This window comes from Oscillospiraceae bacterium (genome assembly GCA_025757985.1).
Lineage (GTDB): Bacteria > Bacillota > Clostridia > Oscillospirales > Ruminococcaceae > Gemmiger.
Window position 1 is genome coordinate 1,841,179 of the sequence record CP107210.1, and the last position, 25,674, is coordinate 1,866,852.

At 61.0% G+C, this 25,674-nt stretch carries 19 protein-coding genes, 1 riboswitch and 1 other annotated feature; of the genes, 1 reads left to right on the forward strand and 18 read right to left on the reverse strand.

All coding sequences use genetic code 11. From position 1 onward, the window contains the following. Positions 1–89 precede the first annotated feature (89 nt). The 12 genes from OGM67_09115 to OGM67_09170 all read right to left on the reverse strand — a co-directional run bounded on the left by OGM67_09115 (position 90) and on the right by OGM67_09170 (position 14,872). The gene (locus tag OGM67_09115) at positions 90–845 is read right to left on the reverse strand and encodes an exodeoxyribonuclease III (protein UYJ33747.1); all 756 of its coding nucleotides are present in this window, start codon (positions 843–845) and stop codon (positions 90–92) included. A 48-nt stretch (positions 846–893) separates the two neighbouring features. Then, positions 894–2,252 (reverse strand): MATE family efflux transporter, encoded by a 1,359-nt coding sequence (locus OGM67_09120; protein UYJ36217.1) that lies wholly within the window; start codon positions 2,250–2,252, stop codon positions 894–896. A gap of 62 nt (positions 2,253–2,314) precedes the next feature. After that, a complete protein-coding gene (locus tag OGM67_09125; GenBank protein UYJ33748.1) occupies positions 2,315–3,625 on the reverse strand; it encodes an ABC transporter permease in 1,311 nt (436 codons plus the stop codon). Further along, entirely contained in the window at positions 3,612–4,304 is a 693-nt protein-coding gene (locus tag OGM67_09130) for an ABC transporter ATP-binding protein (protein ID UYJ36218.1), read from the reverse strand. Before OGM67_09130 ends, OGM67_09125 begins: the two co-directional genes overlap by 14 nt. An 86-nt stretch (positions 4,305–4,390) precedes the next feature. Then, positions 4,391–6,058 carry an efflux RND transporter periplasmic adaptor subunit gene (locus tag OGM67_09135; protein UYJ33749.1) on the reverse strand — a complete coding sequence of 556 codons (1,668 nt, stop codon included), beginning with the start codon at positions 6,056–6,058 and terminating at the stop codon, positions 4,391–4,393. A gap of 130 nt (positions 6,059–6,188) precedes the next feature. Beyond that, positions 6,189–7,181: an ABC transporter permease gene (locus OGM67_09140; GenBank protein ID UYJ33750.1), complete on the reverse strand. Its 993-nt coding sequence runs from the start codon at positions 7,179–7,181 to the stop codon at positions 6,189–6,191. 1 nt (position 7,182) lies between these two features. Next, positions 7,183–8,286, reverse strand: a complete 1,104-nt coding sequence (locus tag OGM67_09145) for an ABC transporter permease (protein UYJ33751.1) — start codon at positions 8,284–8,286, stop codon at positions 7,183–7,185. Beyond that, positions 8,283–9,824 carry an ABC transporter ATP-binding protein gene (locus tag OGM67_09150; GenBank protein UYJ33752.1) on the reverse strand — a complete coding sequence of 514 codons (1,542 nt, stop codon included), beginning with the start codon at positions 9,822–9,824 and terminating at the stop codon, positions 8,283–8,285. The genes OGM67_09145 and OGM67_09150 overlap by 4 nt, the downstream gene beginning before the upstream one ends. Positions 9,825–10,195: 371 nt before the next feature. Further along, on the reverse strand, positions 10,196–11,518 hold the full coding sequence (locus tag OGM67_09155) for a BMP family ABC transporter substrate-binding protein (GenBank protein UYJ33753.1): 1,323 nt from the start codon (positions 11,516–11,518) through the stop codon (positions 10,196–10,198). A 288-nt stretch (positions 11,519–11,806) separates the two neighbouring features. Then, a complete protein-coding gene (locus tag OGM67_09160; protein UYJ33754.1) occupies positions 11,807–12,388 on the reverse strand; it encodes a folate family ECF transporter S component in 582 nt (193 codons plus the stop codon). Between the two features lie 92 nt (positions 12,389–12,480). Beyond that, positions 12,481–12,596, reverse strand: a riboswitch (THF riboswitch). Between the two features lie 150 nt (positions 12,597–12,746). Next, positions 12,747–14,327, reverse strand: a complete 1,581-nt coding sequence (gene asnB, locus OGM67_09165) for an asparagine synthase B (GenBank protein ID UYJ33755.1) — start codon at positions 14,325–14,327, stop codon at positions 12,747–12,749. Positions 14,328–14,405: 78 nt separating this feature from the next. Then, positions 14,406–14,673 (reverse strand) — a binding site (T-box leader). Positions 14,674–14,692: 19 nt separating this feature from the next. Then, complete coding sequence (locus OGM67_09170; GenBank protein ID UYJ33756.1) at positions 14,693–14,872, reverse strand: hypothetical protein; 180 nt, start codon at positions 14,870–14,872, stop codon at positions 14,693–14,695. 230 nt (positions 14,873–15,102) lie between these two features. Between OGM67_09170 and OGM67_09175 the strand changes: the two genes are divergently transcribed. Beyond that, positions 15,103–16,338 (forward strand): 6-phosphofructokinase, encoded by a 1,236-nt coding sequence (locus OGM67_09175; protein UYJ33757.1) that lies wholly within the window; start codon positions 15,103–15,105, stop codon positions 16,336–16,338. Between the two features lie 93 nt (positions 16,339–16,431). Here OGM67_09175 and OGM67_09180 read toward each other — a convergent pair whose 3' ends face one another. The 6 genes from OGM67_09180 to OGM67_09205 form a co-directional block, all read right to left on the reverse strand. Next, the gene (locus OGM67_09180) at positions 16,432–19,374 is read right to left on the reverse strand and encodes a phospholipid carrier-dependent glycosyltransferase (GenBank protein UYJ33758.1); all 2,943 of its coding nucleotides are present in this window, start codon (positions 19,372–19,374) and stop codon (positions 16,432–16,434) included. A gap of 84 nt (positions 19,375–19,458) precedes the next feature. Next, complete coding sequence (cysS, locus tag OGM67_09185) at positions 19,459–20,856, reverse strand: cysteine--tRNA ligase (GenBank protein UYJ33759.1); 1,398 nt, start codon at positions 20,854–20,856, stop codon at positions 19,459–19,461. A 76-nt stretch (positions 20,857–20,932) separates the two neighbouring features. Then, positions 20,933–22,876, reverse strand: coding sequence for a hypothetical protein (locus OGM67_09190; protein ID UYJ33760.1), 1,944 nt, complete (start codon positions 22,874–22,876; stop codon positions 20,933–20,935). Positions 22,877–22,917: 41 nt separating this feature from the next. Then, complete coding sequence (gene pgsA / locus OGM67_09195; GenBank protein UYJ33761.1) at positions 22,918–23,493, reverse strand: CDP-diacylglycerol--glycerol-3-phosphate 3-phosphatidyltransferase; 576 nt, start codon at positions 23,491–23,493, stop codon at positions 22,918–22,920. Positions 23,494–23,496: 3 nt separating this feature from the next. Continuing rightward, complete coding sequence (gene rimO, locus OGM67_09200) at positions 23,497–24,837, reverse strand: 30S ribosomal protein S12 methylthiotransferase RimO (GenBank protein ID UYJ33762.1); 1,341 nt, start codon at positions 24,835–24,837, stop codon at positions 23,497–23,499. A gap of 219 nt (positions 24,838–25,056) precedes the next feature. Further along, positions 25,057–25,674, reverse strand: coding sequence for a recombination regulator RecX (locus OGM67_09205; GenBank protein ID UYJ33763.1), 618 nt, complete (start codon positions 25,672–25,674; stop codon positions 25,057–25,059).

Sequence of the window (25,674 nt, forward strand, 5' to 3'; positions counted from 1 at the left end):
CAGAGCCCCGCCCCTACGTTTTTCGTTTTCGACCCAAGGGAGAAAACTCCACCAATTTTATTATCTTTTATCTATTATCTTTTATCTTTTTAAAATTTCATATCCAGCTCCACCGGGCAGTGGTCGCTGCCCATCACATCCATCAGGATCGCAGCGGTCTGGATTTTGTCGGCAATGCGGTCGCTGACCAGAAAATAGTCGATACGCCAGCCCGCGTTGCGCTCCCGCGCGCGGAACCGCATGCTCCACCAGCTATACATGCCTGTGGCATCGGGGTGCAGGCGGCGGAAGGAATCGGTAAAGCCTGCCGCCAGCAGCTCGTCCAGCTTGCCGCGCTCCTGATCGCTGAAGCCCGCCGCGCCGCGGTTGGGGCCGGGATTCTTCAGGTCGATGTTCTCATGCGCCACATTCAGATCTCCGCAAAGAATGACCGGCTTTTCGGCGTCAAGCCTCTGCAGGTAGCGGCGCAGATCATCCTCCCACTGCATACGGTAGTCGATGCGCGCCAGCTCGTTCTGGGCGTTGGGAACATAGAGGTTGACAAGGTAGAAATCCGGGTATTCCAGCGTGATGGCGCGGCCCTCATGGTTATGGACATCCTCGTCCAGACCGTACCGCACGCTGAGCGCCGGTGTTTTGGCCCAGACAGCCGTGCCGGAGTAGCCCTTTTTATCGGCGCTGTAGATGTACTCGGTGTAGCCCTCTGGCGCAAAGTCGGCCTGCCCGGGCTGCATTTTCGTTTCCTGAATGCAGAAAAAGTCCGCGTCCAGCGTGCGGAACACATCCTCAAAGCCTTTTTTAAGACAGGCGCGCAGGCCGTTGACATTCCAGCTGATGAATTTCATTGATAGACTCCTTTTTAAGCCTCCCCTGTCAAAGGGTGGCTTTATTTGCTATACCTTTTTCACTGCGCTCTTTTGCCATGCACCGCTGGCAAAGCGGATCACAAAGCAGGTCACACGGCAGATCCAGTCCACGACCATGGCCAGCCAGACACCGACCGCGCCCATGCCCATATTGACACAGAGGACCCAGCTCAGGCCCATGCGCCAGACGATCATCGAGAGGATCGAGGTGAGCATCGTGAACCGCACATCGTTGGCGGCACGCAGGGCATTGGGCAGCACAAACCCGGCCGGCCACAGCAGAATCGCCATACCGTTATGGATCATGACCAGCGTCCAAGACAGGGCGCGCGTCTCCGGCGAGAGGGTGTACATGCCCAAAATCCGGTTCAGGAAGAGCAGCACCAGCAGATTCACGGTGCCCTGAGCGATATAATCCCACAAAAGCAGCTTTTTTGTATAATGCTTTGTCTGCTCAAAGTCCTGTGCGCCGACACAGCGCCCCACGACCGTGATCATGGCAAGGCCCATTGCGTTGCCGACGATGCAGCCGACTGCATCGAGATTGTTGGCCACCGCATTGGCCGAGATATGCACCGTGCCGAACAGTGAGATCATCGAGACGACCAGCACCCGGCCAAGCTGGAACAGGCTGTTCTCAAACGCTGAGGGGATGCCGATGTAGAGAATGCCCTTGACGGTGCGCCCCTCCAGCCGGGTAACCGTGCGCGGCGTGATGCGCAGCGCGTAGTCCCGCCTAGCGGCCAGTGACAGAATGATGACCGCCCCCACCGCGCGGGAGACCAGCGTGGGGACTGCAACGCCCGCAACGCCCATGCGCAGCACAAAGACGCAGAGCGCGTTGCCGCAGAAGTTGATGGCGTTGACAAGGACCGAGACCTTCATTGACACCGCGCTGTTGCCGGTGGAGCGGAAGATCGCCGCGCCCGCGTTGTAGAGTGCCAGAAACGGAAACGACAGCGCCGTGATCGTAAAGTAGATCAGGCACGCCTGCATGACATCCTCGCTGATCGTGCCGAAGAAGAGCCGCAGCTGTGCCGTGCGGGTCACAAGGCAGAACACCGCCACCGTCGTGCCGAGAATACCGCTGAGCCCCACCAGCTGCCCGGCGCTGCGGGCGGCCTCCTCAGGCCGCTTGGCGCCCAGATGCTGGCTGGTCACGACCGCGCCGCCGGTTGCCAGCGCACCGAACACTGTGATGATAAGCTGATTGATCATATCCACCAGCGACACGCCGGAGATCGCGGCCTCCCCCACTGAGGAGACCATGACGGTATCGGCCATGCCCACCAGAACACCGAGCGCCTGCTCGATGATAAGCGGCCAGAGCAGCGCCAGCAGCTGTTGGTTTGTAAACAGTCGTTCTTTTTTCACCTCATGGTACATCTCACTTTCCCAGTATGAGTATAGCACAAAAAAATCCCCCGCGCAATGCGCGGGGGCAGAGTTTACTCGTACCGCAGGGCCTCGATGGGATCAAGCTTTGCGGCCTTGTTGGCGGGATAGTAGCCGAAAAACACGCCGATGGCCATGCTGAAGCCGACTGCTACCACGATGGCGGTCAGGCTCGGGCGGGCGGCGTAACCCACAGCCTTGCTCAGCCCCGCACCGAGGGCCAGCCCCAGCAGGATACCGGCGATGCCGCCGATCAGGCAGAGGATGACGCTCTCGGTGATGAACTGCATCCGGATTGCCGCCGCCGGGGCGCCGAGCGCCTTGCGGGTACCGATCTCCCGGGTGCGCTCGGTGACGGAGACCATCATAATGTTCATAACGCCGATGCCGCCCACCAGCAGCGAGAGCGCCGCAATGGCGGAGATACCCAGCGATACCGTGCTGAGCATCGAGGACATCGAGTCGAGCAGACTTGCCAGACTGGAGGCGCTGACCGTCCAGGAGTCGTTGCGGGTGTAGTAGCTGGCGAAGAAATCGCCGACCGTATCCACGAACGAGGTCACATTGACCGCCGTGCCGTCCGCCACGACCGTGATGCTCTGGTAACCGGCCCCCGCCCCGGCGATGGACTTTGCCACATCAAGCGGGATATAAAAATCCGTCTGGATCGAATCATCGTCCGTACCGGAGAACATGCTGGAATAGCTGTCCTCGGTATAGCGGTAGACGCCCTCTATATAAAAGGTATACAGGTCCTTGTTGATGGTCAGCGTCACCGCCTTGCCGATGGCATCCTGCGCGGTGCCGCCGATGGCCTGCGCAACGAATTTTTCCGACACACAGGCCACCTTGCGGCCTGCATCCTTGTCATCGTCCAGCCAGCGGCCATACAAAATCTGCGAATCCGTGTCACGATTTTCCAGCATGGCGGCGTTGGCACCGCTGACCGTGGCTGTGATGGTCGTGGTCGGGTCGCCGTATTTTGCCACCGTACCGCTGCCGACCTGCTGGGTCAGCTCGATATGATCGACCTTGCCGGGGAAGGCATCCAGAAAATCCTGCATCATCGCATCGGTGATGAGGTCGGCGTCCGACGGCTTGGAGTCCTTGAATCGCCGCAGCGTGACGCCCTGCGCCGTGCCTGAGGTATTGCTTGCGCTTTTCTGCACAACACTGACTGAAATGTTGCTGGCACCCATACCGGCCATCGAATCGGTGACCGAGCCGGTCATGCTGTTGCCGACCGTTTCGATGGCAATGACTGCCGCTATGCCGATGATGATACCCAGCATGGTCAGGGCGCTGCGCATCTTGTTGCTTTTTACACTGGCCAGCGCCATGCTGATATTTTCAAAGAGCTGCACGTTCGCCTGTCCCCTTTCGTTCCCCCACGATCAGCCCATCGCGCAGCGTCAGCACCCGCTGGCACTCCTCGGCCAGTGCGGGGTTGTGCGTGATCAGCACGATGGTCTTGTGGTATTTTTCATGCACTTCGTGAAAGAGGTCCATCACGACACGGCTTGTCTGGCTGTCCAGCGCGCCGGTCGGCTCATCGGCCAGAATCAGCGCCGGCTCGTTGACCATGGCGCGGGCGATCGCCACACGCTGCTTCTGCCCGCCGGAAAGCTCGTTGGGCTGGTGGCGCATCCGCTCGGCCATGCCGACCCGGCCCAGCCAGTCCTTGGCGCGGCGGGCGCGCTCGGCAGCGGGCACACCCGCGTAAAGCATCGGCAGCTCGACATTTTTCAGGGCGCTCTGCCGCCCGATCAGGTTGTAGGTCTGGAACACAAAGCCGATCTTGCGGTTGCGGATGGCCGCCAGATCGTTGTCATCGGCCTCATGGATGTTCACGCCGTCCAGCACATACTCACCGGCGGTCGGCTTGTCCAGCACGCCGATAATGTTCATCAGGGTGGATTTGCCCGAGCCGGACTCGCCCACGATCGCAACGAACTCGCCGGGGTAGACGGTCAGGTCGATGCCGTGCAGGATCTCCAGCTCATTTGGCTGGCCGATGTAGTAGCTTTTGCGGATGCCGCGCATCGCAATGAGCGGCCGGGCCGGGTGGTCAGCTTCCGCCCCGAGCAGGCTCTGCGCGATTGTCTGGGCGAACTGTTCGGTGTTCTGCATCACTGACCTCCCGGCCCGCCGGGACCGCCGCCGGGGCCGCCGCCCATATCATTGCCGGCTGCCGGGGCGATGGTCACGCCGTCCGGCATATCGCTGCCGTCCCCCACATAGAGGCTGCCGTCCTCCATCATCTGGGCGGCGCTGTCGGTGCTGCTCTCGATGCCCTGGGTCAGGTCGGCGGTGGCGCGGATGATGTCGCCCTCGTGCAGATCATCGCCGGTGATCTCCACATAATAATCGTTGGTGTCGCCCTCGGTGACGGCGACCTTCTCAAAGGTCATATCGGTGCCCTCGCCGCCGGTCCTGCGCAGCACATAGGTCGTGCCGTCCTCGTTCGTGCCCACGGCATCGCGGGGGACGGTAAAGACATCGTCCTTCTCGCTGATGACGATCTCGACCTTGGCGGAGATACCGATGAGCAGGCCGCTGTCCTGCCCGTTGACCGTGACGGTCGCGCCGAAGCTGCCGCTGTCATTCGCCACGGGGTCGATGCGGGTCAGCGTACCGCTGATGACGGCATCGCCGGTGGCATCGCTCGTGATGCGGCAGGTCATGCCGGTGGACAGCTTTCCGACCGAGCTTGCGGGGATCGTGACCTCCACGGTCAGATTCTCCACATCCTGAATCGTGGCCACCGTGCCGCTGCAGACATCGCCGACTGTGGCGTTCAGGGCGGTGATCGTGCCGTCCATCGTGGCGGTCAGGGTGCATTCCTCCAGTGCGGTCTGCAGGCTGGTCAGCTTATCGTCCTCGCGCTGGGACTGCGCAAGCTTGGTAGCGGCATCGTCCACATTCCGCGCGGCATTCGTGGCCGACTTCTGGTAGGACTCCTGCGCCTTCTGCAGCGCATCGGCGTAGTTCTGTATGCTCTCGTAGCACTTTTTCACCGCGTCAAAGCCCTGCAGCCCCAGCTCCGGGATGCTGCACTGCGCCTTGGCGATGCTCTCACGGTTTTGATAGTCCTCGATCTGGCCCTGCAGCCCCTCGGCGCGGTCCGTCTCGCCGCTCTGCTGGGCCTGCGTCAGCTGGATCTGCAGGTTGGCAAGGGTATTCTCGTACCCGGCGATCTCCTCGGCATAGCGGGTGTACCAGTCCGTCACGACCTCACGGTTCGTCTTGCCGGTGTTGCCGTCCGTGGTCATGGTGCTGTAGTAGTCGTTCAGCCCGAGCGTGTCATACTCCTGCTGGGCCTTTGCCAGCTCCTGCTGCGCGCTGGCCTGATCGGCGGCCTGATCCTCCACGCTGCGGGTATAGCTTTTCTCGGCGCTCGTCCGGGTATCGCTGCTGTCAAGCTCGGCGTTGGCGATCTGCTTTTCGACATCGGCGGTATCCAGCGTGGCGATGATGTCGCCCTTCCTGACTGTATCACCGACCGCGACATTGACTGCCGTGACCTTGTAGGTCTTGACCGCATCCGCCGCCGTAACGCTGGCGCTGCTGCCCGACTTGACCGTGCCGTTGACACTGACCGAATCGCTCAGCGTTGTTTTGCTCAGCACGGTGGTGCGCACATACTGGTAGGCCGTGCCGCCGGCCTGCCGGGCCTTGCCCCGCACACCGGCGATGGCGATGCCCACCGCCAGCAAAACAGCCAAAAGGGCGGTCAGTTTTTTGTGCTTCTTGACCCATGCAAGCGGGTTATGCTTTGTCTTTGTTTTCTCTGCCATACCGGCTCCCCTTCTTTATGCAGGTGATATTTCAACAAAAATGAGTATATCCTGCAAATGTGTTGATTTTTTGAAAGAAGCATGAAAAAAGCGGCACCTCTTCCGCAAAAGATGTGCCGCACAGCCTTCTTTACCGCTCCTCGCGGAAGTAGGCAAGCCCCAGATGGGCCGGGGGCTGATTTTCCTTTTTCTTGCGCATCGAAACCACGATCAGCACCACGATGGTGACGACATAGGGCAGCATCTGCACAAGGTCGGTCATATAGCTGGCCAGCGTGATGCCGAGCAGGCTGGGCAGGAACTGGTACAGCCAGTAGAGCATACCGAACAGGTAGGCGCCCCAGATGGCATTGAGGGGCTTCCATGTCGTAAAGATGACGAGTGCCACGGCCAGCCAGCCCAGCGCCTCGATCTGGCCGGTGGTGGCCCAGATGCCCTGATTGTAGTCCAGCACATAGTACAGGCCGCCGATGCCGCAGATGCCTGCGCCGATGCAGGTAGCCAGATACTTGTAAAGCGTGACATTGATGCCCGCTGCATCCGCCGTGGCGGGGTTTTCACCCACGGCGCGCAGGTTAAGGCCCGCGCGGGTGCGGGTCAGGAACCAGTGCAGCACAACGGCCAGCGCGATGGCCGCGTAGGCCAAAAAGCCGTAGGAGAACACGGTCTGCCCCAGCGCACCCAGACCGGACAGGACGGGGAGCTTTGCGCTGAACGCCTTGTTGGCAATGGGGGCGGCGGAGTAGCTGGCACCGTTGAGGATAAAGACGCCGAAGAAGTTTGCCACGCCCATGCCGAAGGTCGTCAGCGCCAGACCGGTGACATTCTGGTTGGCGCGCAGGCTGATGGTCAAAAAGGCGTAGATCAGGCCGCCGGCCATGCTGGCAAGGATCGCGCAGGACATGGCGATGAGGATGCTGACAAAGCCGTTGGGGTTGGCGGCGGTATTCTCATACGCCCAGGCGCTGGCAAAGCCCGCAAAGCCGCCCAGATACATGATGCCCGGCACGCCGAGGTTGAGGTTGCCGGATTTTTCGGTCACGGTCTCGCCGAGCGCACCGTACATAATGATCGTACCGAACGGGATGGCACGCATGATCCATGCAATCAAGCTGCTGTGCATATCACTTGCCCTCCTTGTGTGCGCCGCGCGGGATGACGCGGTAGTTTATGAAGAACTCACTGCCGAGGATGAAGAACAGAATGATGCCGGTGATGATGTCGGCGGCATACTCGTTCAGCGAGTAGGCGGAGGCGATCTCCGAGGCGCCGCGCTCGAGGAAAACGAGCAGGAAGGAGATCAGCGCCATATAGAAGGTGTTGAACTTGGCAAGCCACGCCACGATGATGGCCGTGAAGCCGCGGCCGCCCGCGCTGGTGGTCGAGATGGTCTGGTCCTTACCGGCCACGATCAGGAAGCCGCAGAGACCGCAGATCGCGCCGGAGATCAGCATCGTGCGCACCGTGACGCGGCGGACATTGATGCCGGCATAGCGGGCTGTGTTCTCGCTCTCGCCGACAACGCTGATCTCATAGCCCTGCTTGGAGTATTTGAGGTAGGCGTACATGACAAAGGTCAGCACCACAACAACAATGATGTTGATGGTGTAGCGCTGGCCCATCAGAATGGGGAACCAGCCCGCCTTGGTGGCCTTGTTCAGCGTGCCCAGACTGGAGGCCTGACCGCGCATGATGTTGGTCATGCAGGCAACAATGCTTGTTGCAACATAGTTCATCATCAGGGTGAAAAGCGTCTCGTTCGTGTTCCAGCGGGCCTTGAACCACGCAGGGACAACGCCCCACAGCGCACCCGCGGCTATGCTGCCGCCGGCCATAGCCACAAACAGCAGCGGCAGCGGCAGGTTGTTGCCCTGATAGACCATGATGAGGGCGGCGGTCAGGCCGCCGATCAGGATCTGACCCTCACCGCCGCAGTTCCAGAAGCGCATCTTGAAGGCAGGGGCCAGCGCAATGCCAACGCAGAGCAGCGTAGACAGATCGCGCAGCATCCAGCTGAAGCGGGTCATGTTGGCGAAGGTGCCGCCCCACATAACGCCGTAGACGGCGAGCGGGTTCAGCCCCGTGACAAAAAAGATAAAGACAGCATCCACGACCAGCGCCAGAATGATGGCGATGGCACGGACGGCGATCTTCTGGGGCATCGTGGTGCCCTCGCGCTTGGCAATGCGCAGCAGCGGCTCGCGGGCCGCAGCAGCAGTCTGACTCATGCCTGCTCCTCCTTTACCAGGTTGGTCATACGCAGACCGACCTCTTCCTTCGTGGTATGACGGCCGTCGAGGATGCCGTTGACCTTACCGCCGCAAAGCACGACGATGCGGTCGCACAGCTCCAGCAGGACATCCAGATCCTCGCCGACATAAATGACTGCTACACCGCGCTTTTTCTGCTCATTCAGCAGATGGTAGATCGTGTAGGAGGTGTTGATGTCCAGCCCGCGCACAGCGTAGGCGGTCATCAGCACAATGGGGTCGGCGGCCAGCTCGCGGCCGACCAGCACCTTCTGCACATTGCCGCCCGACAGGCGGGAGACCGGCGTGTTCAGGTCGGGCGTAACGACACCCAGCTCCCGCTTGATCGTCTCGGCCAATGCAAGGGGGGCTTTGCGGTCCACGATGGGCGAATGGCCCTTGCCGTAGCTTTTCAGCATCATGTTGTCGGTCATGCCCATCGAGCCGACCAGACCCATGCCGAGGCGGTCCTCCGGCACGAAGGAGAGGTGGATGCCCGCCTCGCGGATAGCCTTGGGGCTTTTGCCGACCAGCTGCACCGGGGCGGCTGCGTCAGGGGCAAAATACTCGATGCTCGCGCCGCTCTCCGTCGGCTGCAGGCCGGCGATGGCCTCGAGCAGCTCCTTCTGGCCGTTGCCGGAGATGCCCGCGATGCCGAGGATCTCGCCGCCGTACACCGTGAAGGACGCATCGTCAAGGACGGTGATGCCGTCCGCACTGCGCACGGTCAGGTGCGACAATTCAAGCCGCTTGACCGGATCGACCGGCTCGGGGCGCTCGATGTTCAGCTCGACCTTCTCACCGACCATCATCTCGGTCAGCTTGGCCTCGTCGGCGTCCTTTGTGGCGATGTCGCCGACATACTCACCCTTGCGCAGGATGGCCACACGGTCGCTGATGGACAGCACCTCATGCAGCTTGTGGGTAATGATGATGACCGCCTTGCCGTCGGCCTTCATGTTGCGGATGACGCTGAAGAGCTTCTCGGTCTCCTGCGGGGTCAGAACCGCCGTCGGCTCGTCCAGAATCAGAATATCCGCGCCGCGGTAAAGCACCTTGACGATCTCAAGCGTCTGCTTCTGGCTGACGCTCATCTCATAGACCTTCTGGTTGAGATCGAGGTTGAACTCATACTTCTCACAGATGGCGCGGGCCTTGTCGTGGACACGCTTGAGGTCGAATTTATCCTTGCCGCCCATCGACAGGGCAATATTCTCGGTAGCCGAGAATACATCGACCAGCTTGAAATGCTGGTGGATCATGCCGATGCCGAGGTCCAGCGCATCGCGCGGGGAGCGGATGGTCACCGCTTCATCACCGACATAGATCTCGCCCTCATCGGGGAAATAGATGCCGGCGATCATATTCATCAGGGTCGTTTTGCCGCTGCCGTTTTCGCCCAGCAGGGCCAGTATCTCGCCGCGGCGCACGCCCAGAGAGACATCCTTGTTGGCCACGACAGTGCCAAAGGTCTTGGTAACGTGCTCCAAGCGCACAGCATATTCGTTCTGCGCCATTATGCAGGCTCCTTTCAAGAGTCAAGTAGGTAGGGGCCGGGCATGCCCGGCCCGCAGCCTTGCGCGGCCACCCATAAGCGGGCAATCGCGGTCACGCTGCGGGCGAGGCATGCCTCGCCCCTACAGGGATTCAAAAAATCAAGGCAGGAACAATTTTGTGATTGTGGTGCGGCCAACGGTTCGGGGCATCGTGGAGGCCGACCCCTACATCTTCGTAGGGGCGGATTCTATATCCGCCCGCGGTACCTGCCGTAAGCTGCACGGGCGCATAGGGAATGCGCCCCTACGGCCTGATTTGCAACGACAGATATAACCACCAAAAGGGAAGGCCGCGGTTTCACCGCAGTCTTCCCTTATAGATTCAGACAGAATCAGGCGACGGGGTCAGCGTCCTCGATGATGCCATCGATGCGCAGAGAGAACGTCGGGGCAGCGCGCAGCTCACCCTCATGGAAGTAACCGTCAGAGACAGCCTCCTCGGTCTTGCCCTGATACACGGCAACGGGGCTGCCGGTGCTGAAATCATAGTAGGTCAAATCGACCGGGCAGGAGGTGACTTCCTTGCCGTCAACGGTGAACTTGCTGGTGTCAAACACATGCAGGCTGCCGTCCTTCAGCGCAGCCTCGACCTCGGCAACCTTGGCGGCAGTGCCCTCGGCGGCCTCGGGTCCCAGATCGGTGATGGCAACGGCGCCATCCTCATAGCCCTTGCACCAGTTCTGGGGGATGTTGCCGTTCTGGGCACCCTCGATCAGCTCCTTGTAGCAGACGCTCCACACATTGGTGGCGGAGGTCAGCGCGGCGGTGGGGGCGGTGGAGAGCATGTCGATGTTGTAACCGACAGAGTAGCAGATCTTGCCGGCATCCTTCAGCTTCTGGGTGGCGGCGGGGGCACCGGTGGAGTCGGCGTGCTGGCCGATGATGACCGCACCGTTGGCGATCAGGGCCTCGGCGGCAGCGCCCTCCTTGTCGATATCGAACCAGGAGTTGGTGTACATGACCTCCATCTGGACATCGGGGTAGATGCTCTGAACGCCAAGGAAGAAGGCGGTATAGCCGGAGACGACCTCGGCGTAGTTGTAAGCGCCGACATAACCGATCTTGACCTTGCCGTCAGCAGTGAAGCTGTCGGGCTGGGTCTCGGGGGTCAGGGTGCCGGACTCGACCAGCTCCTTGACCTTCATACCGGCAACCACACCGGAGACATAGCGGCTCTGGTACACAGAGGTGAATGCGTTGTAGAAGTTGTTGCAGCCGGAGATGGCAGCAAAGTCACCGGTCATGGCGACAAAGTTGACATCGGGGTACTTCTCAGCCTCCTCGACCATGTAGGTCTGGTGGCCGTAGGAGTTGGAGATGATCAGGTTGCAGCCCTGACCGACCAGATCCTCCGCTGCATCGGCGGTCTCGCCGCCCTCGGGGATCTTGTACTTCCAGACGATCTGGTCATCGCTCATGCCCAGCTCGGCAGCGGCCTCCTTGATGCCGTTGATGTGCGCGGCGCTGTAGCCCTCGGTCTCGTCGCCCAGAACGATAGCGCCGATCTTGACATCGGGCGCTGCGTTCGTGCTGCTGCCCTCGGCAGTGGCCGTGGTGCCGGCGGCACTGCTGGCGGCAGTGTTAGCGGTGGAACCGCAGGCGGCCAGGCTGAACACCATAGAGGCGGCCAGCAGAATGCCCATCAGTTTCTTCATGTGTGTTGTTCCTCCCTGTAATATCTGCATATAAAAGGCAAAATGCGCCGTTTCGTGTCGGACCGTGCCGGGAATCGACGCATTTTGCTATCTTGCAAAACTCATTGTAGCCGCTTCACACAGCTTTTGCAATAATTTTTAAATTTTTGTGAAAAGTTTGGCGAAAACGGTAAATGTTTTGCTCACGCGGACACTGCTATGAGCAGGACGCACAAAGAAAAGCAGCAAAAGTCATACTGTTTGCACAAAATGTATGACTTTTGCTGCTTATTTTCACTGTTGTCCCTGTTACCGCTTATGGATAAATTTTTTGTCCAGCCCCTGCTTTACGGCGGCGTTCAGCACCATCCAGGTCAGAAAAACCTCGATGGGCAGCATGATGGTGTTTTTCACTGCGCCGGAGGTCATGTAGTAGAGGTAGCCCTTGCCGTAGAGCATCGCCTTCCAGACGCTGCCCAGCAGCACATTGCTGCCGTAGTTGATGATGAGCCGTGTGATGATGACGCGCGGCAGCGTGGGCTGCTGCCGGTAGAGCATGACGCCGTAGATCAGCCCCGACAGCACAGCCGAGATCAGATAGCCGGGGAAATACGGCTCACCGTAGCCCGCCAGCAGAAAACCCACCGAGTCGATGATGGCACCCGCCATCATACCGGTCACCGGGCCGTAGCACATGCACCCCAGCGAGACAGCCAGAAAGCTGAAATAGATCTTGAGGCTTGGACCCATCAGGTAGATGGGCAGGCTTTCCAGCACGATGGAAATCGCGCAGACAAGCCCTGCAAAGGCCAGCACCCGCGGGTTTTTCAGCTCATTGCGGGCGGTGCGCCAGTAGGCGCCGGAAAAGACGGACAGTTTTTCTTCGCACATAAAAACTCCTCCTTTGTGCGTTGCCGCACAAGGGAGGAGGCAATTTGATAGGATGTGTACAACACCACATCCGCCGTTGCACACCGTCATGCAGCAGTGGGATGCGGAACCGGCACCGCGGGCCTTACGGCCGCTTCGTCCTGCCACAACTCCCCGTTGGTCAGGCACTTCGGGGCATGACGCCCCACGCGCAGGTTCCTACTCTGCGATATCGCTTTTTATTATACACAGGTTTTGGGAAAATGCAAGAATAAGTTTTGAGGTAAGGCCGCCGGTAAAGCCCGCGCAATAAGGCGCCCCACGCAGTGGGGAGCTGGCCGAGTTTACGAGGCCTGAGGGGCTTTGGGCAGCTTTCCCCTTATTGCCCGCTTGCGCCGTAGTTGGCCAGCACACGGGCGCTGGGGTCGCTGACATCGCAGTGCGGCCATGCGCGGTTTGGCATCCAGTAATCAACGATCATGCCGGCCTGACCGGGGTAGTATTTCTCAAAGAGTTCACGGTAGAGCAGGCTTTCCTTGGTAAAGGGGCGGCAGTAGCTGTAGCGGCCGCAGCGCTCGGCAAACTCGCGGTCCGTGTAGACGGTCTCGGCGTATTCCTTCAGATCATCCACCATCGAGTGGCCCACCGCATCGCTGAAGGCGGCCTTCTCACGCCAGAGGATGCTCTCGGGCAGCCAGTCCCCCTCAAAAGCCTTGCGCAGCAGGTACTTGCCCTTGCCGTAGGTGTTCAGCTTCTTTTCGGGGTCGATGGCCATGACATACTTGACAAAATCCAGATCACCGAACGGCACGCGGGCCTCCAGACTGTTGACGCTGATCGAGCGGTCGGCGCGCAGGACATCGTACATATACAGCTCCCGGATGCGCTTCTGGCTCTCGGTCTGGAAAGCGGCAGCACTCGGCGCATAGTCGGTATACTTGTAGCCGAACAGCTCATCGGAGATCTCGCCGGTCAGCAGCACCCGGATGTCGGTATGCTCATGGATGTATTTGCAGACAAGGTACATGCCCACCGAGGCGCGGATCGTTGTGATGTCCCAAGTGCCCAGCATCGCAATGACATCCTCGAGCGCGCGCAGCACGATCTCCCGGTTGATGATAACCTCAGTGTGGTCAGCGTGGAGATAGTCGGCCACCTGCTTGGCGTATTTCAGGTCGATGGCGTCCTCGCTCATGCCGATGGCAAAGGTACGGATCGGCTTGGCGAGCTTTTTGGCGGCAATGGCGCAGACCAGACTGGAATCCAGCCCGCCCGACAGCAGGAACCCGACGGGGGTGTCGGCGTCAAGGCGCTTATCCACACCGGCCACAAGCTTTTCCCGGATGTTCGTCAAAATCTCGGGCAGCTCATCCTGCGTATAGGCCGGGGTGTCGGCAATATCGCAGTACCGCACAAACTGACCGTTGCAGTAGTAGCTGCCGATCGGGAACGGATAGATCTTTTTGCACAGTCCCACAAGGTTTTTCGCCTCGGACGCAAAGGCAATGTGCCCGCTCTCGCTGTAGCCGTAGAACAGCGGACGGATGCCGATGGGGTCACGCGCGGCGATAAGCAGCTTTTTGCGGCTGTCGTAGAGGATCATTGCAAACTCGGCGTCCAGATGCTTGAACATAGTAAGGCCGTACTTATAGTAGAGCGGCAGAATAATCTCGCAGTCGGAGTCCGACGCAAAGGTGTAGCCCTCGGCCTCCAGCTCGGCCTTGACAGGGCGGAAGCCGTACAGCTCGCCGTTGCAGGCCACGCAGTCCGCGCCGCGGGTGAAGGGCTGCATTCCCTCCGGCGTCAGGCCCATGATGGCCAGACGGCCAAAGCCCAGCAGTCCGAACTCGGTCTCGATGACGCGCTGGTCGTCAGGACCGCGGCTGGCGGTGCGCAGCAGATACTCGGCAAAGGTTTCCTTGGGCAGATCATGCCCGGCATAGCCCATGATACAGCACATTTTCGGTGACACTCCTTTTTATACTTCCAACACCAGTTGCTGCGAACGGCAACAAAAAAAGACAGCCCTTTCGCCCTGTATTAGGACGAATCGCTGTCTTGGATCCGCGGTGCCACCTAAATTACCGCAGCCGAAATACAGGCATACGGTCACTTTTTCCGTACGCGTTCACCTTTGAAACGCTGCCGCTGTAACGCACGGCCTGCGGCGCACCCTACTCCCCTGCCGGGTTTCAGGCGGCGGCTCCGGGGTGTTCCTTCGCGCCCCGTCCCCGTCCCGACTTACACCATGCGTCAGGCTCTCTGTGCGGATCTTGGGCGGTACTTTTCCCCATCAACGCTTTTGTTGAGTAAAGAATAACACGGTCATGCAGTCCTGTCAAGAATAAATTTCAGATTTTTGGGCGTCCGCCCTGTTTTTTTCAGCAGGTCGGCGACGCGGCAGGCGCGCCGTGCTTCGTCATCTTGCACAACTTTGCCCCGGTTCCGCAATTTTTGCAAGGTTATCGAACGATTCTTGCAAATATTCGTGATGCAAAATTCCATACTATGGAACGCAATTCCATCTGCGGAATTTTGCCGCGCACCGCAGTTCCACCCTGCGGAACCGCACCGTTTTGCCTGCCCGCACCGCCATATAAGCAACCGCCGCAATGGTAAATGCCGCCGCCGCATGGTACACTGAGGATGACAAAATTCGTGTGCTTCGCGGCGCCTCTACCCGGCCGGGAGCATCCCACAAACCAGAGGCAAGCACTGCTTGCAGGAGGAAAACCATGGCAAAAAACGCAATCGTCGGTCAGTCCGGCGGCCCGACTTCCGTTATCAACGCAAGTCTGGCCGGTGTCTATGAAAGCTGCAAGCGCCGCGGCGCGGGCAAGGTCTACGGTATGCTGCACGGCGTGGCCGGCCTTTTGGAGCGCCGCACCTGCGTGCTGGATGACAAGCTTAAGACCGCATTGGACATCGAGTTGCTCAAGCGCACCCCGTCCAGCTACCTCGGCTCCTGCCGCTACAAGCTGCCCGACTGGCACACCGCCGAGGGCGAGGCCGTCTATGTTCAGCTGTTTGAGATCCTGAAGGAGCTGGACATCGGCTACTTCTTCTACATCGGCGGCAACGACTCGATGGATACCATCGGCAAGCTGGCCGACTACGGCGCACACATCGGCAGCGATATCCGCTTTATGGGCGTGCCCAAGACGATCGACAATGACCTGATGGTCACCGACCACACCCCCGGCTACGGCAGTGCCGCCAAGTACATTGGCGTTGTCATGAAGGAGATCATCCGCGACGCCACGGTCTACGGCACGAAGTATGTGACGATCGTTGAGATCATGGGCCGCAACGCCGGCTGGCTGACCGCCGCCGCCGCACTGGCCAAGGCCGAGGACTGCGAGGGCGTGGATATGATCTGCCTGCCGGAGGTGCCCTTCAATGTCGATCACTTTGTAGAGAAGGTCGAGCGGATGCAGAAGGAGAAGCCCTCCATCGTCATCGCCGTGTCCGAGGGCGTCAAGCTGGAGGATGGCCGCTATGTCTGCGAGCTGGCTGACGATGTACACGCAGTCGATGCCTTCGGCCACAAGGCCCTGACCGGCACGGCGCGCTTTTTGGCCAACACGGTCGCCCGCCGTCTGGACACCAAGACCCGCTGCATCGAACTTTCGACCCTGCAGCGCTGCGCCGGCCATCTGACCAGCCGCACCGACATCACCGAGGCCTATCAGGTCGGCGGCGCCGCCGCCAAGGCCGCCTTTGAGGGCCACACCGGCGAGATGGTCGCGCTGGACCGCATCTCCAACGCGCCGTACCAGTGCGGCACCAGCCTGCACCCGATCAGCGAGGTCGCAAACCTCGAGAAGAAGGTCCCGCTCGAGTGGGTCAACGCCGACCACACCGCCATGACCGAGGAGTTCCTCGCCTACGCCCTGCCGCTGGTTCAGGCGGAGCTGACCCCGATCTATGTAGAGGGCCTGCCGCATCACATCTACCTGCCGGAGGCGTAAAGCCAAACAAACTTAAAGAGCCGCTGTAGCGAAAACGCGTTACAGCGGCTCTTTTTGGCAGAGTGCCTCCCTTGTCAAAGGGAGGCTTTTTCTTTAATAGAACCCAAAGCTCGGCAGCACTTCCAATGCGTCGGCCCACCAGGCGGGGATGGGCAGACCGGATAGAGCCGGATAGTAGACGGCAAACAGCACAGCCGCCGCGGCGCAAAGGCCTGCGCACAGCCACCGCGCCCAGTCCCGGTGGCGCATACGGGCCAGCACAAGGGCCAGCGCCGCCAGACAGAACATCGAGCTGGGGAAATAGTGGTACAAAAAGGTGCAGCGCGTGACAAGCATCCATGGGATAAGCTGCGTACCGTACAGGATCAGCACCGCTGCGCCCTGACGGCTGCCGCGCCCGCTGACCTGATGCCAGAACAGCGCCACCAGCGCCGCCAGACCCACGACCCAGATGACCGGCCCGGCCATGCCCGCAATGCTGGCCTTCATGCCATAGGGCAGACTGCCGTTGCGATAGTACCATACGGGGCGCAGCCCCAGCAGCCAAGTGTACCAGCGGCTCTCAAACGGGTGCGTTGCCTTGAGCGTGGCGTGGTAGCTGTACATCGAAAGCTGGCACCGCCACCAATCGCCGAGGCTGAAATCCGGCTGCCGCCACCAGTACGGCAGGTAGGACGCTACATAGATGCAGAGGGGCAGCACCACATAGAACAGCACCCCGCCCAGCGCCGCCAGACGGAACTCTGCCCAAAAGCCGGGGCGGCCCTGCTGCCGGCGCGCCCAAAGCACGCCCAGATAAAGCACCGCCAGCCCGGCCCCCGCATAGATGCCGGTCCACTTGGCTGCGCAGCCCAGCCCGAAAGCAACGCCGCCCAGCACCATCGGCAGCAGCGCATGCTGCACGCCGTCGGTCAGCACCCGCTGGCAGTACCACACCATGCAGTACGCGCCCAGCAGGATAAAGAAGGTGCCGTAAATGTCAATCGTGGCAAGGCGGCTCTGGGAAAAGCGCATAAAGTCGAGCGCCAGCAGCACCCCCGCCGTCGCCGCCGCCCCGGGCCTGCGGGTCAGGCGGCGCACAAAGCACCATGCCAGCGGCACCAGCAGCACACCGAACAGCGTACCGGAGAATCGCCAGCCGAACCCGGTCATGCCGAACAGCGCAATCCCCAGCATGATAAGATCCTTGCCGAGCGGCGGATGGGTCGTCTCATAGACAGGCATCCGGTGCAGCTGCTCATAGCCGGTGCGGCCGTGGTAGATCTCATCAAAATACATGCTGTTGAGCTGGCTGATCGCATCGGGCACGGCGTCCTGCTCATCAAACAGCGCACCGCCGCCCACGGTCGGCACAAGCCCGCCCGCCACATCGCGGAAGGCCAGCTCAAACATCTGGGCGTTCTGCACCGTGACGGTCAGGCTCTGCCCCGCTGCGGCGGTCACTGCGTTGGCAGTCCAGCTGAAGCAGGTGCCGTAGTCCAGTTCTTTCTCAAACACCGTGTTTCCCTGCGCGTCCGTCACCGTCATCCGCCCGCCGAAGGAAACGCCCGGGTAGACCCACAGCGAAACGGCGTCCCCCTGCAGGGTGACTGTCTCGGTCAGCGCGGTGTTCGTGGCATCAAGCGGCTGCTGCGGCGCGGTGCGGCTGCCGAGATAGGCAAAGCTCAGCACCGCCGTGGCCGCCGTCAGGGCCAGCAGCGCCCCCACCTCGCGGCGGGTCCAGGCGGGCTGGGCATCGGGCGTTGCAGCGGCGTTGACACGCCCGGCAGGCAGGGCCAGCGTGTGGCCGTGGCGGGTGATGTCCCACACCGCAAACAGCAGCAGCACAAAGCAGACCGTTTCCACAAGGCCGGTCAGGATTGCGACCGTAGCGCTGGTTGCACTCGTCAGCCATTCGTCCTCGGTACCGGTCAGCGAGTAGACTGCCGCCAGATTGATAAACCCGGTCAGCGACAGCCCCACCCCCGCCGCATAGAGCCGGATGTCGTTCCACCGGGCCGCTGCCAGCAAGGTCAGCAGCACACCGGGCACCATGTACCGCTCATGCATGCAGTGGGAGAGCGTAAAGATGCCGATGCCGTAGTAGGCCGCCAGCAGCAGCGGCGAAAAACGGCCGCTGCGGCTGCTGCATACCGCAAAATAGGCAAGCCCCGCCGTGACCAGCAGGATATGCACCCAGCCCAGCTGCTGCCAGCTCATACCAAACAGCGCAGGCTCGGACAGGTTTTTCCAGTTGCCGCCCAGCGCCGCAAGCCAGTTGAAGGCGTTGATGCTGGCGTAGGGGTAACCGGACATCGTATCTGTGTATTTTTCGACAAGGCGCGGGCCAAGCCGTGCCAGACCGAAAAAGGGTATGCCGGTCAGCAGCGGTACCAGCAGCGCCAGCGCTGCGCCGCCGAAGCATCGGCCAAAGGCGCGCAGGCGGTCCTGCTCCACCGCGATGCCCGCCAAAAAGCAGGCCGCCAGCACCGGACCAAACAGCAGCGCCTGCGGCTTGATGGCCAGCGCCAGACCGAACCAGACGGCGGCGGGCAGGTAGCGGCGCTGCTCCAGCAGCAGGAAGCAGAGCAGCAGCGGCAGCGTAAAGGCCCCATCGATCTGCTTCCAGACAGCGGTATCAAACAGCAGCAGCGGGTCGAACGCCGTGAACGCAGCCAGCGCCAGTGCCATCTGCCGCCCCACCGTACCGCGCCGGGCCACCGCATAGACCAGCGCCGCCGACACACAGTCGCAAACCGACGGCACCAGCGCCAGCAGCAGATAGGTCCACCGCGATTCATACGCGATGCCAAGCGCGGCGCGCACCGCCCCCACCAGCCCCAGCACCCAGAGGTAGCCGGGCGGGTAATCGGCAAAGTACCCCTCGCTGTAGAAGGCGGCGGGGCCTTGGGCGGCCAGCTTATCCCCCCACGCAACAAAGCAGCTCATGTCATAGGGGTAGCCTTCGGTGACAAGGGCAAGCGCCAAACGCAGTGCCAGCGCCAAGGCCAGCACCACCCAGAGGGCTGTATTCTGTTTTGTTCGTTGTTTCGTCATAGCCATACAAATAAGGCAGGGGCAGCCCGCACAGCCTGCGGCACACGCGCAGCTGCGCAAGGCCGCCCCTGCGTCTGTTATCGGTTACAGTTTTGCAATTTTCGGGCCCTGTGCGGTGTCGGTAACGCTCCAGCCCATCTCGGTCAGCTGGGCACGGATGGCGTCTGCACGGCCCCAGTCCTTGGCCTTTTTGGCAGCGGCGCGCTCCTCGACCAGCGCCGTGACCTCGGCGGGGATGCTGTCGGTCTTTTTGCGGTTGTACAAAAGCCCCAGCACGCCGGTCAGCTCGTCAAAGGTCTTGGCGGCCGTCTCCAGCGTAGCCTTGTCGGAGGCATCGGACAGCGTGTTGATGTCCTTGACCAGATCAAAGATGGCAGCCAGTGCATCCGGCGTGTTCAGGTCGTCATCCATCGCCGTCTTGAACTTGGCGCGGGCCTCCTCACACTTGGCAGCCAGCGCCGTATCGGTGCCGTGGGCATGCTCGATAGCAAAATCGAGGTTGTCGCGGCAGGTGTACATCCGCTCAAGGCTGCTCTTGCAGCTCTCGATCAGCTCAACGGTATAGTTCAGCGGCATGCGGTAGCCGGCCGTGAGCATAAAGTAGCGGATCGGCTCATAGCCGTACTTGTCCGCGATCTCACGCACGGTGAAGAAGTTGTTCGCACTCTTGGACATCTTCTCGTTGTTGATGTTCAAAAAGCCGTTGTGCATCCAGTACCGGCTGAAGGTGCAGCCGTTGGCGCACTCGCTCTGGGCGATCTCATTCTCATGATGGGGGAAGATCAGGTCCTGACCGCCGGCGTGCAGGTCGATGGTTTTGCCAAGGTGCTTGCGGGCCATGGCGCTGCACTCGATATGCCAGCCGGGGCGGCCGTGGCCCCAGGGGCTCTCCCAGTAGGGTTCGCCGGGCTTGGCAGCCTTCCAGACTGCGAAATCGGCGGGGTCCTCCTTCAGATCATCGTCCATCTGGCTGCGCAGGGCACGGTTGCCGCTCTCCAGATCATCGAGGTTGAGGTGGCTCAGCTTGCCGTAGTCCGGGTCAGACTTGACGCGGAAATAGACATCGCCGTTGCGCGCCACATAGGCGTGGCCGGACTCCACCAGATCCTTGACGATACCGATGATCTCGCCGATATGCTCGGTCGCACGGGGACGCACGGTCGGCGCCATGACATTCAGGCCGTCGGAATCCTTGATGTACTCGGCCTCAAACTTGCGGGCAACCTCCTGCATGGAGGTTCCCTCCTCCTGTCCCTTCTTGATGAGCTTGTCATCAATATCGGTGATGTTGGAGACATAGTAGACCTTGCTGCCGCAGTATTCCAGATAACGGCGCAATGTGTCAAAGACGATCATCGGGCGGGCATTGCCGATATGGATATAGTTATAGACCGTCGGGCCGCAGACATAGATGCGGTACTCGCCCTCCTTCTGGGGGGTGAATTCCTCTTTCCGGCGTGTCATCGTATTGAAGATCTGCATAGCTTGCACATTCCTTCCTCTGTGTAGGGATATCTATTCCATTATAGCCAGCGTGTGCGCAGGTTGCAAGGGGGATTCAGCCGTTATTTGCAAATTGCACGGCCAGCGCGTCCCAGACGGCACTGAAATTGTAGGGGAACCGCGCATCCTCCTCAGCCAGCCAGCTGCGGTAGGTGTCCAGCTCCGCAACGGTGGGGGCCTTGGTGCGGCGGTAGGCCGTGATCGTATAGCCGTTGCCCATGTCAAACTCTGCCCCCACCTCAAACGGCGCGTACTTCTCCTGATTTTCAAGGAAGGCCGCGTTCAGCTTTTCGGTATGGTTGTTGGGGTCAAACGGTGTACAGGTCAAAACGACCTGCGCCGTGAGCAGCTCCTTCGGAAAGGCATCGTTGCCGGGGTTGCAGGCGCCGTAGGGCAGGATCTCACGGATAGTCTCGTCCGGCAGGGCCGAAACGCGGAACACATCCGGGCTGTAGACCACGCCGTGACAGATCATATAGGCTGAATTGGCGCCGCTGCAGTTTTGCCGCAGCCAGTCATTGACAGCCGCCACCTGCGCAAGATCGCTGCGGGGGCTGTCAACATAAAAATACAGCCCGCTGTTGACCGCGTTGGGCAGAATGACCGGCAAAAGCTGGCTGCATGCCCCGAAGTTGAGGCCGCACAGCACACCCAGCACAGCCGCCGCAGCACGGCGCGGCCACACCCACGGCAGCTCGCTTACAAGCAGCGCGCAGAGAAAGCAGCCCAGCAGGTAGAACGGCGCGACCGCCAGCGACTGGTGGTCGTCCATATTCTGCACCCGGGTGACAAGCAGCACCGTCAGGACTGCACCGACCGCAGACAGTACCGCGAGGGAGCGCGTCTGCTTTTTATACAGTCCGTATAGTATGCCGATCAGCATAATGCCGAACACGAGCCAGCCCAGATAGATGCGCTGGTTGTTAAGCTCTGCCAGAAAGCCGCCGGTCTGGTAGGTGGCATAGCGGTCGCTGTAATCGGCCCGGACGATACGCCAGAACATCGGCAGCAGCGGCACGCCGACACAGAACAGCGATGCCGCAGCAAATTTCACAAAGCGCACCGCTGCGCCGCCCTGCTTTGTGCAGGCAGCCCGGGCCAGCACCCAGATGCCATAGAGCAAAAAGAACGACACCACGGTGAACATATAGCTGCGCCGGGTCAGCATCAGCAGCCCGGTAAAGGCCGCAAGGCTGACCAGCCGGGCGGGTGCCGGGCGGGCATAATCATAGCCGACACCCAACGCAAGCAGCATAAAGGCAAACGCCACGCCCAGCAGATCGGGCATGCCGCGGTACAGTGCAATGTGCAAAAGCGGCAGCAGCAGCACAAACGCCATCGAGAGCGCCGTAAAGAGATATGGGGCTCTCGGCTCCAGCTTTTGACGCAGCACCGTCAGGAATACCCATGCGCTGTAGTAGACCAGCGTGGGGATCAGCAGCGCGCAGAGCAGCGCAAAGGTGTTGGCCGTGCGCGGTGTGAACATAAAGAACGGCTCTGCCAGCAGGTTGATGACGAGCGGTGCATAGTCATTGAACCATGTCTTATAGATGGTAGACCCCACGCCGGTGAATACGCCGTCTGCAAAGTTGGACTCCAGCCGCACCTGCAGGTTGTAGTAGGTCGCATTGTCCCAGAGATACAGGCTCTGGCGGCCCACCATGGCATGCAGGTAGAAGGCCGCGCTCAGCACGATGCAAACCGCCAGAATGACGGCATCCGCTTTCGTCAGCCTCGCGCCCACGGCCCCGGCCGCGCGGCGGTACAGGCAGAATGTACCCAGCACCGCCGTGCAGGAGAGCAGCAGCAGCCAGAGGTCCACGGGGTTTCGCCCGCTGCCGAGCATGTCGATGCCCTGCAGGGGCGTGATGAAATGCGCGGCTGTGCTGAATACGAACTTGACTGCAAAAATGCACAGCAGAAACAGGACGGCCCGCTCAGCCCGGGTCATCCTGCGATAGATGCTCTTAAAATAGGTGGGGAGGTTGCAATTTGACAAGGTGGGGATCTCCTTATTGGGTTACTGCCTTGCGGCGGCTGTTACTTTGCCTGCATGAACAGCTTGCGGTTCTGCCACAGGTAGATGCCGCCGGACAGCAGCGTGGCTGCGCCGCAAAGCCAGCACAAAATCTGCGTGATGAGGCTGACGGCCATGATGTCGGTGGGGCCGGCCAGCGCGCCGACAAAGTAGTAGAAGATGATGGTCAGCATCTGCAGAACCGTCTTGACCTTGCCCCACATGTTGGCGGCGATGACAGTGCCGGTCTCGGCAGCGAGCATCCGCACACCGGCCACGGCGAACTCACGGAAAAGAATGACTGCCAGCACGACCGGGTGGCAGACACCGTCCGCCAGCATATAAAGGAAGGCCGCGGTGGTCAGGCACTTATCGGCCAGCGGGTCCATGAACTTGCCGAAATCGGTGACCAGATTGTTTTTGCGGGCCAGATAGCCGTCCAGAAAGTCGGTGAAGCTGGCCACGGCAAAGACGATGCCGGCTGCCAGCATAAGGCCTGCGTTGAAGTCCTGCGTACCGTAGCGGCACAGCGCGGCAAACACCATAAACACCGGCACAAGTATCACACGCAGCATCGTAAGTTTATTGGGCAGATTCATGGTTCAGTCCTCCAGCTTTTCTTCCGCATAGCCGTACAGGTCGTAGGTATCGGCATCGGTGATGGTGACATTGTAGAACGCGCCGGTCTCCAGCGGGGTATCGGCGGGGGTCAGCACATTGCCGTCGATCTCCGGGCAGTCGGCCTTGGTGCGCAGCAGGTACATGCCGGTCTCATCGTCCACCCCGTCACAGATGCACTCGTATGTGTTGCCGACCTTCTCGCCCTCGCGCGCGGCGCTGACCTCGGCCTGCAATTCCATAATGTGGTCGGCGCGGCGCTGCTTGGTTTCCTCGTCCAGCTGGTTGGGCATCTTCGCCGCCACGGTGTTCTCCTCGGCGGAGTAGGCAAAGCAGCCAAGGCGGTCAAACTTCACGGTCTTGACGAAGTCGCACAGCTCGGCATACTGCTCCTCGGTCTCACCGGGGAAGCCGGCGATCAAGGTCGTGCGCAGCGTGATGCCGGGGATGGCCGCACGCAGGCGGGCGATCGCATCCTCGATCTCCCTGCGGCCGCCGCGGCGGTTCATGGCCTTCAGCACGGCATCATCACAGTGCTGGATGGGCAGGTCCAGATAGGGCACGACCTTGGTGTTGCGGACCATCGCCGCAATAAAGGCATCACTGATGCGCTCCGGGTAGGCGTAAAGGATGCGGATCCAGCGTATACCCTCGATCTCCTGCAGGCGGTCGAGCAACTCGCAGATCGCGCCGGGCTTGCCCCAATCCTCGCCGTAGGCGGTGGGGTCCTGCGCAACAAGGATCAACTCGCGCACCCCCTCCCCCGCCAGCCAGCGGGCCTCGGCTACGCAGTCGTTCAGCTCACGGCTGCGCAGCGCACCGCGAATCAGCGGGATAGCGCAGTAGTAGCAGCCGTTGTTGCAGCCCTCGGCAATTTTTAAGTACGCATAGTGGCGCGGGGTCGAGATAACGCGGGCACCGCCCAGCTGCATATCGCTCTTGGGGCCGTAGCTCTCGATCTGGCCGGCACCGGACGCACAGACGCGGCGGACGATGGCGGGCAGTGCGGCGTTGGAGCCGATGCCGACCACGGCGTCCACCTCGGGAATTTCCTGAATGATCTGCTGCTTGTAGCGCTCGGCCAGGCAGCCGGTGACAATCACCTTGAGGTCGGGGTTTTCCTGCTTGTACTGGCAGGCCATGAGGATGTTCTCGATGGCCTCCGTCTTGGCAGACTCGATAAAGCCGCAGGTGTTGATGATGATGATATCGGCCTCGGCCGGGTCGCCCACGGTGGTGTGGCCGTCCTTGATGAGGGCATGGCAGAAAACATCGGCATCCACCTGATTTTTCGGGCAGCCGAGGGAGATAATGGCAATTTTCATTGGGTAGTCCTTTATAATTGGTTTAATTTTTGAATATCGCATTGGTTGCAGGGGGCGGCGGCAGCGACGGCCCGCAGGGTGGCAGATGCTTGCCGGAAATTGTAGGGCGGCCAGCCCTCTGGCCGCCGCGGAGGGGTCAAGACCCCTCCCTACAATGCGAACCGGTAAGGGGCTGAGGGCCAGGCATGCCCGGCCCCTACAGTGCGGTACGGTGCGGTTTTACTCGTTATCGGATAGCACCTCGCGTATGACCGCGTGGTTGAAGCCGCGCCGTGCCAGCGCGGCGGCGACCTGATCGCGCTTACCGGCGGCGAGCTTTGACGCATACTGCCGCGCGACCAGCGCGCGGGCTGTTTCCAGCTCGGGGCTTTCGCCGTCATCGTTCTCAGCAAACAGCTCCTCCACCACCTCGGCGGCAGTGTCGCGGTCGATGCCTTTGGCGTTCAAGTCCTGCATAATTTCGCGGCGGGACTTGCGCTTGCGCAGCAGCTCGGCCGCGCGGCGGCGGGCAAAGCCCGCGTCATTCAAGAGGCCCAGCTCCCCCGCCCGCGCCACCGCGTAGGCGGCGCTGTGGGCATCAAACCTGCGGCAGAGCTTTTGGTACAGCTCCCCCGCCGCATGGTCGCGCAGCGAAAGGTAGTCCATCGCCTTGTCCAGCGCACGGCGGGTCTCGCTTTTCTTGCGCAGCTCCTCGATCTGCCAGTCCTCCAGCAGGTCATCCTGATGGAGCGCGGCATCGGCAAAAGTCTGCTCATCGAGGGAGAAAGCAAATTCTCCATCAAAAAACAGCGCAAGACGGCCTTTTTTCGTTTCCTTGATCTGTGTCAGGCGCGGCAT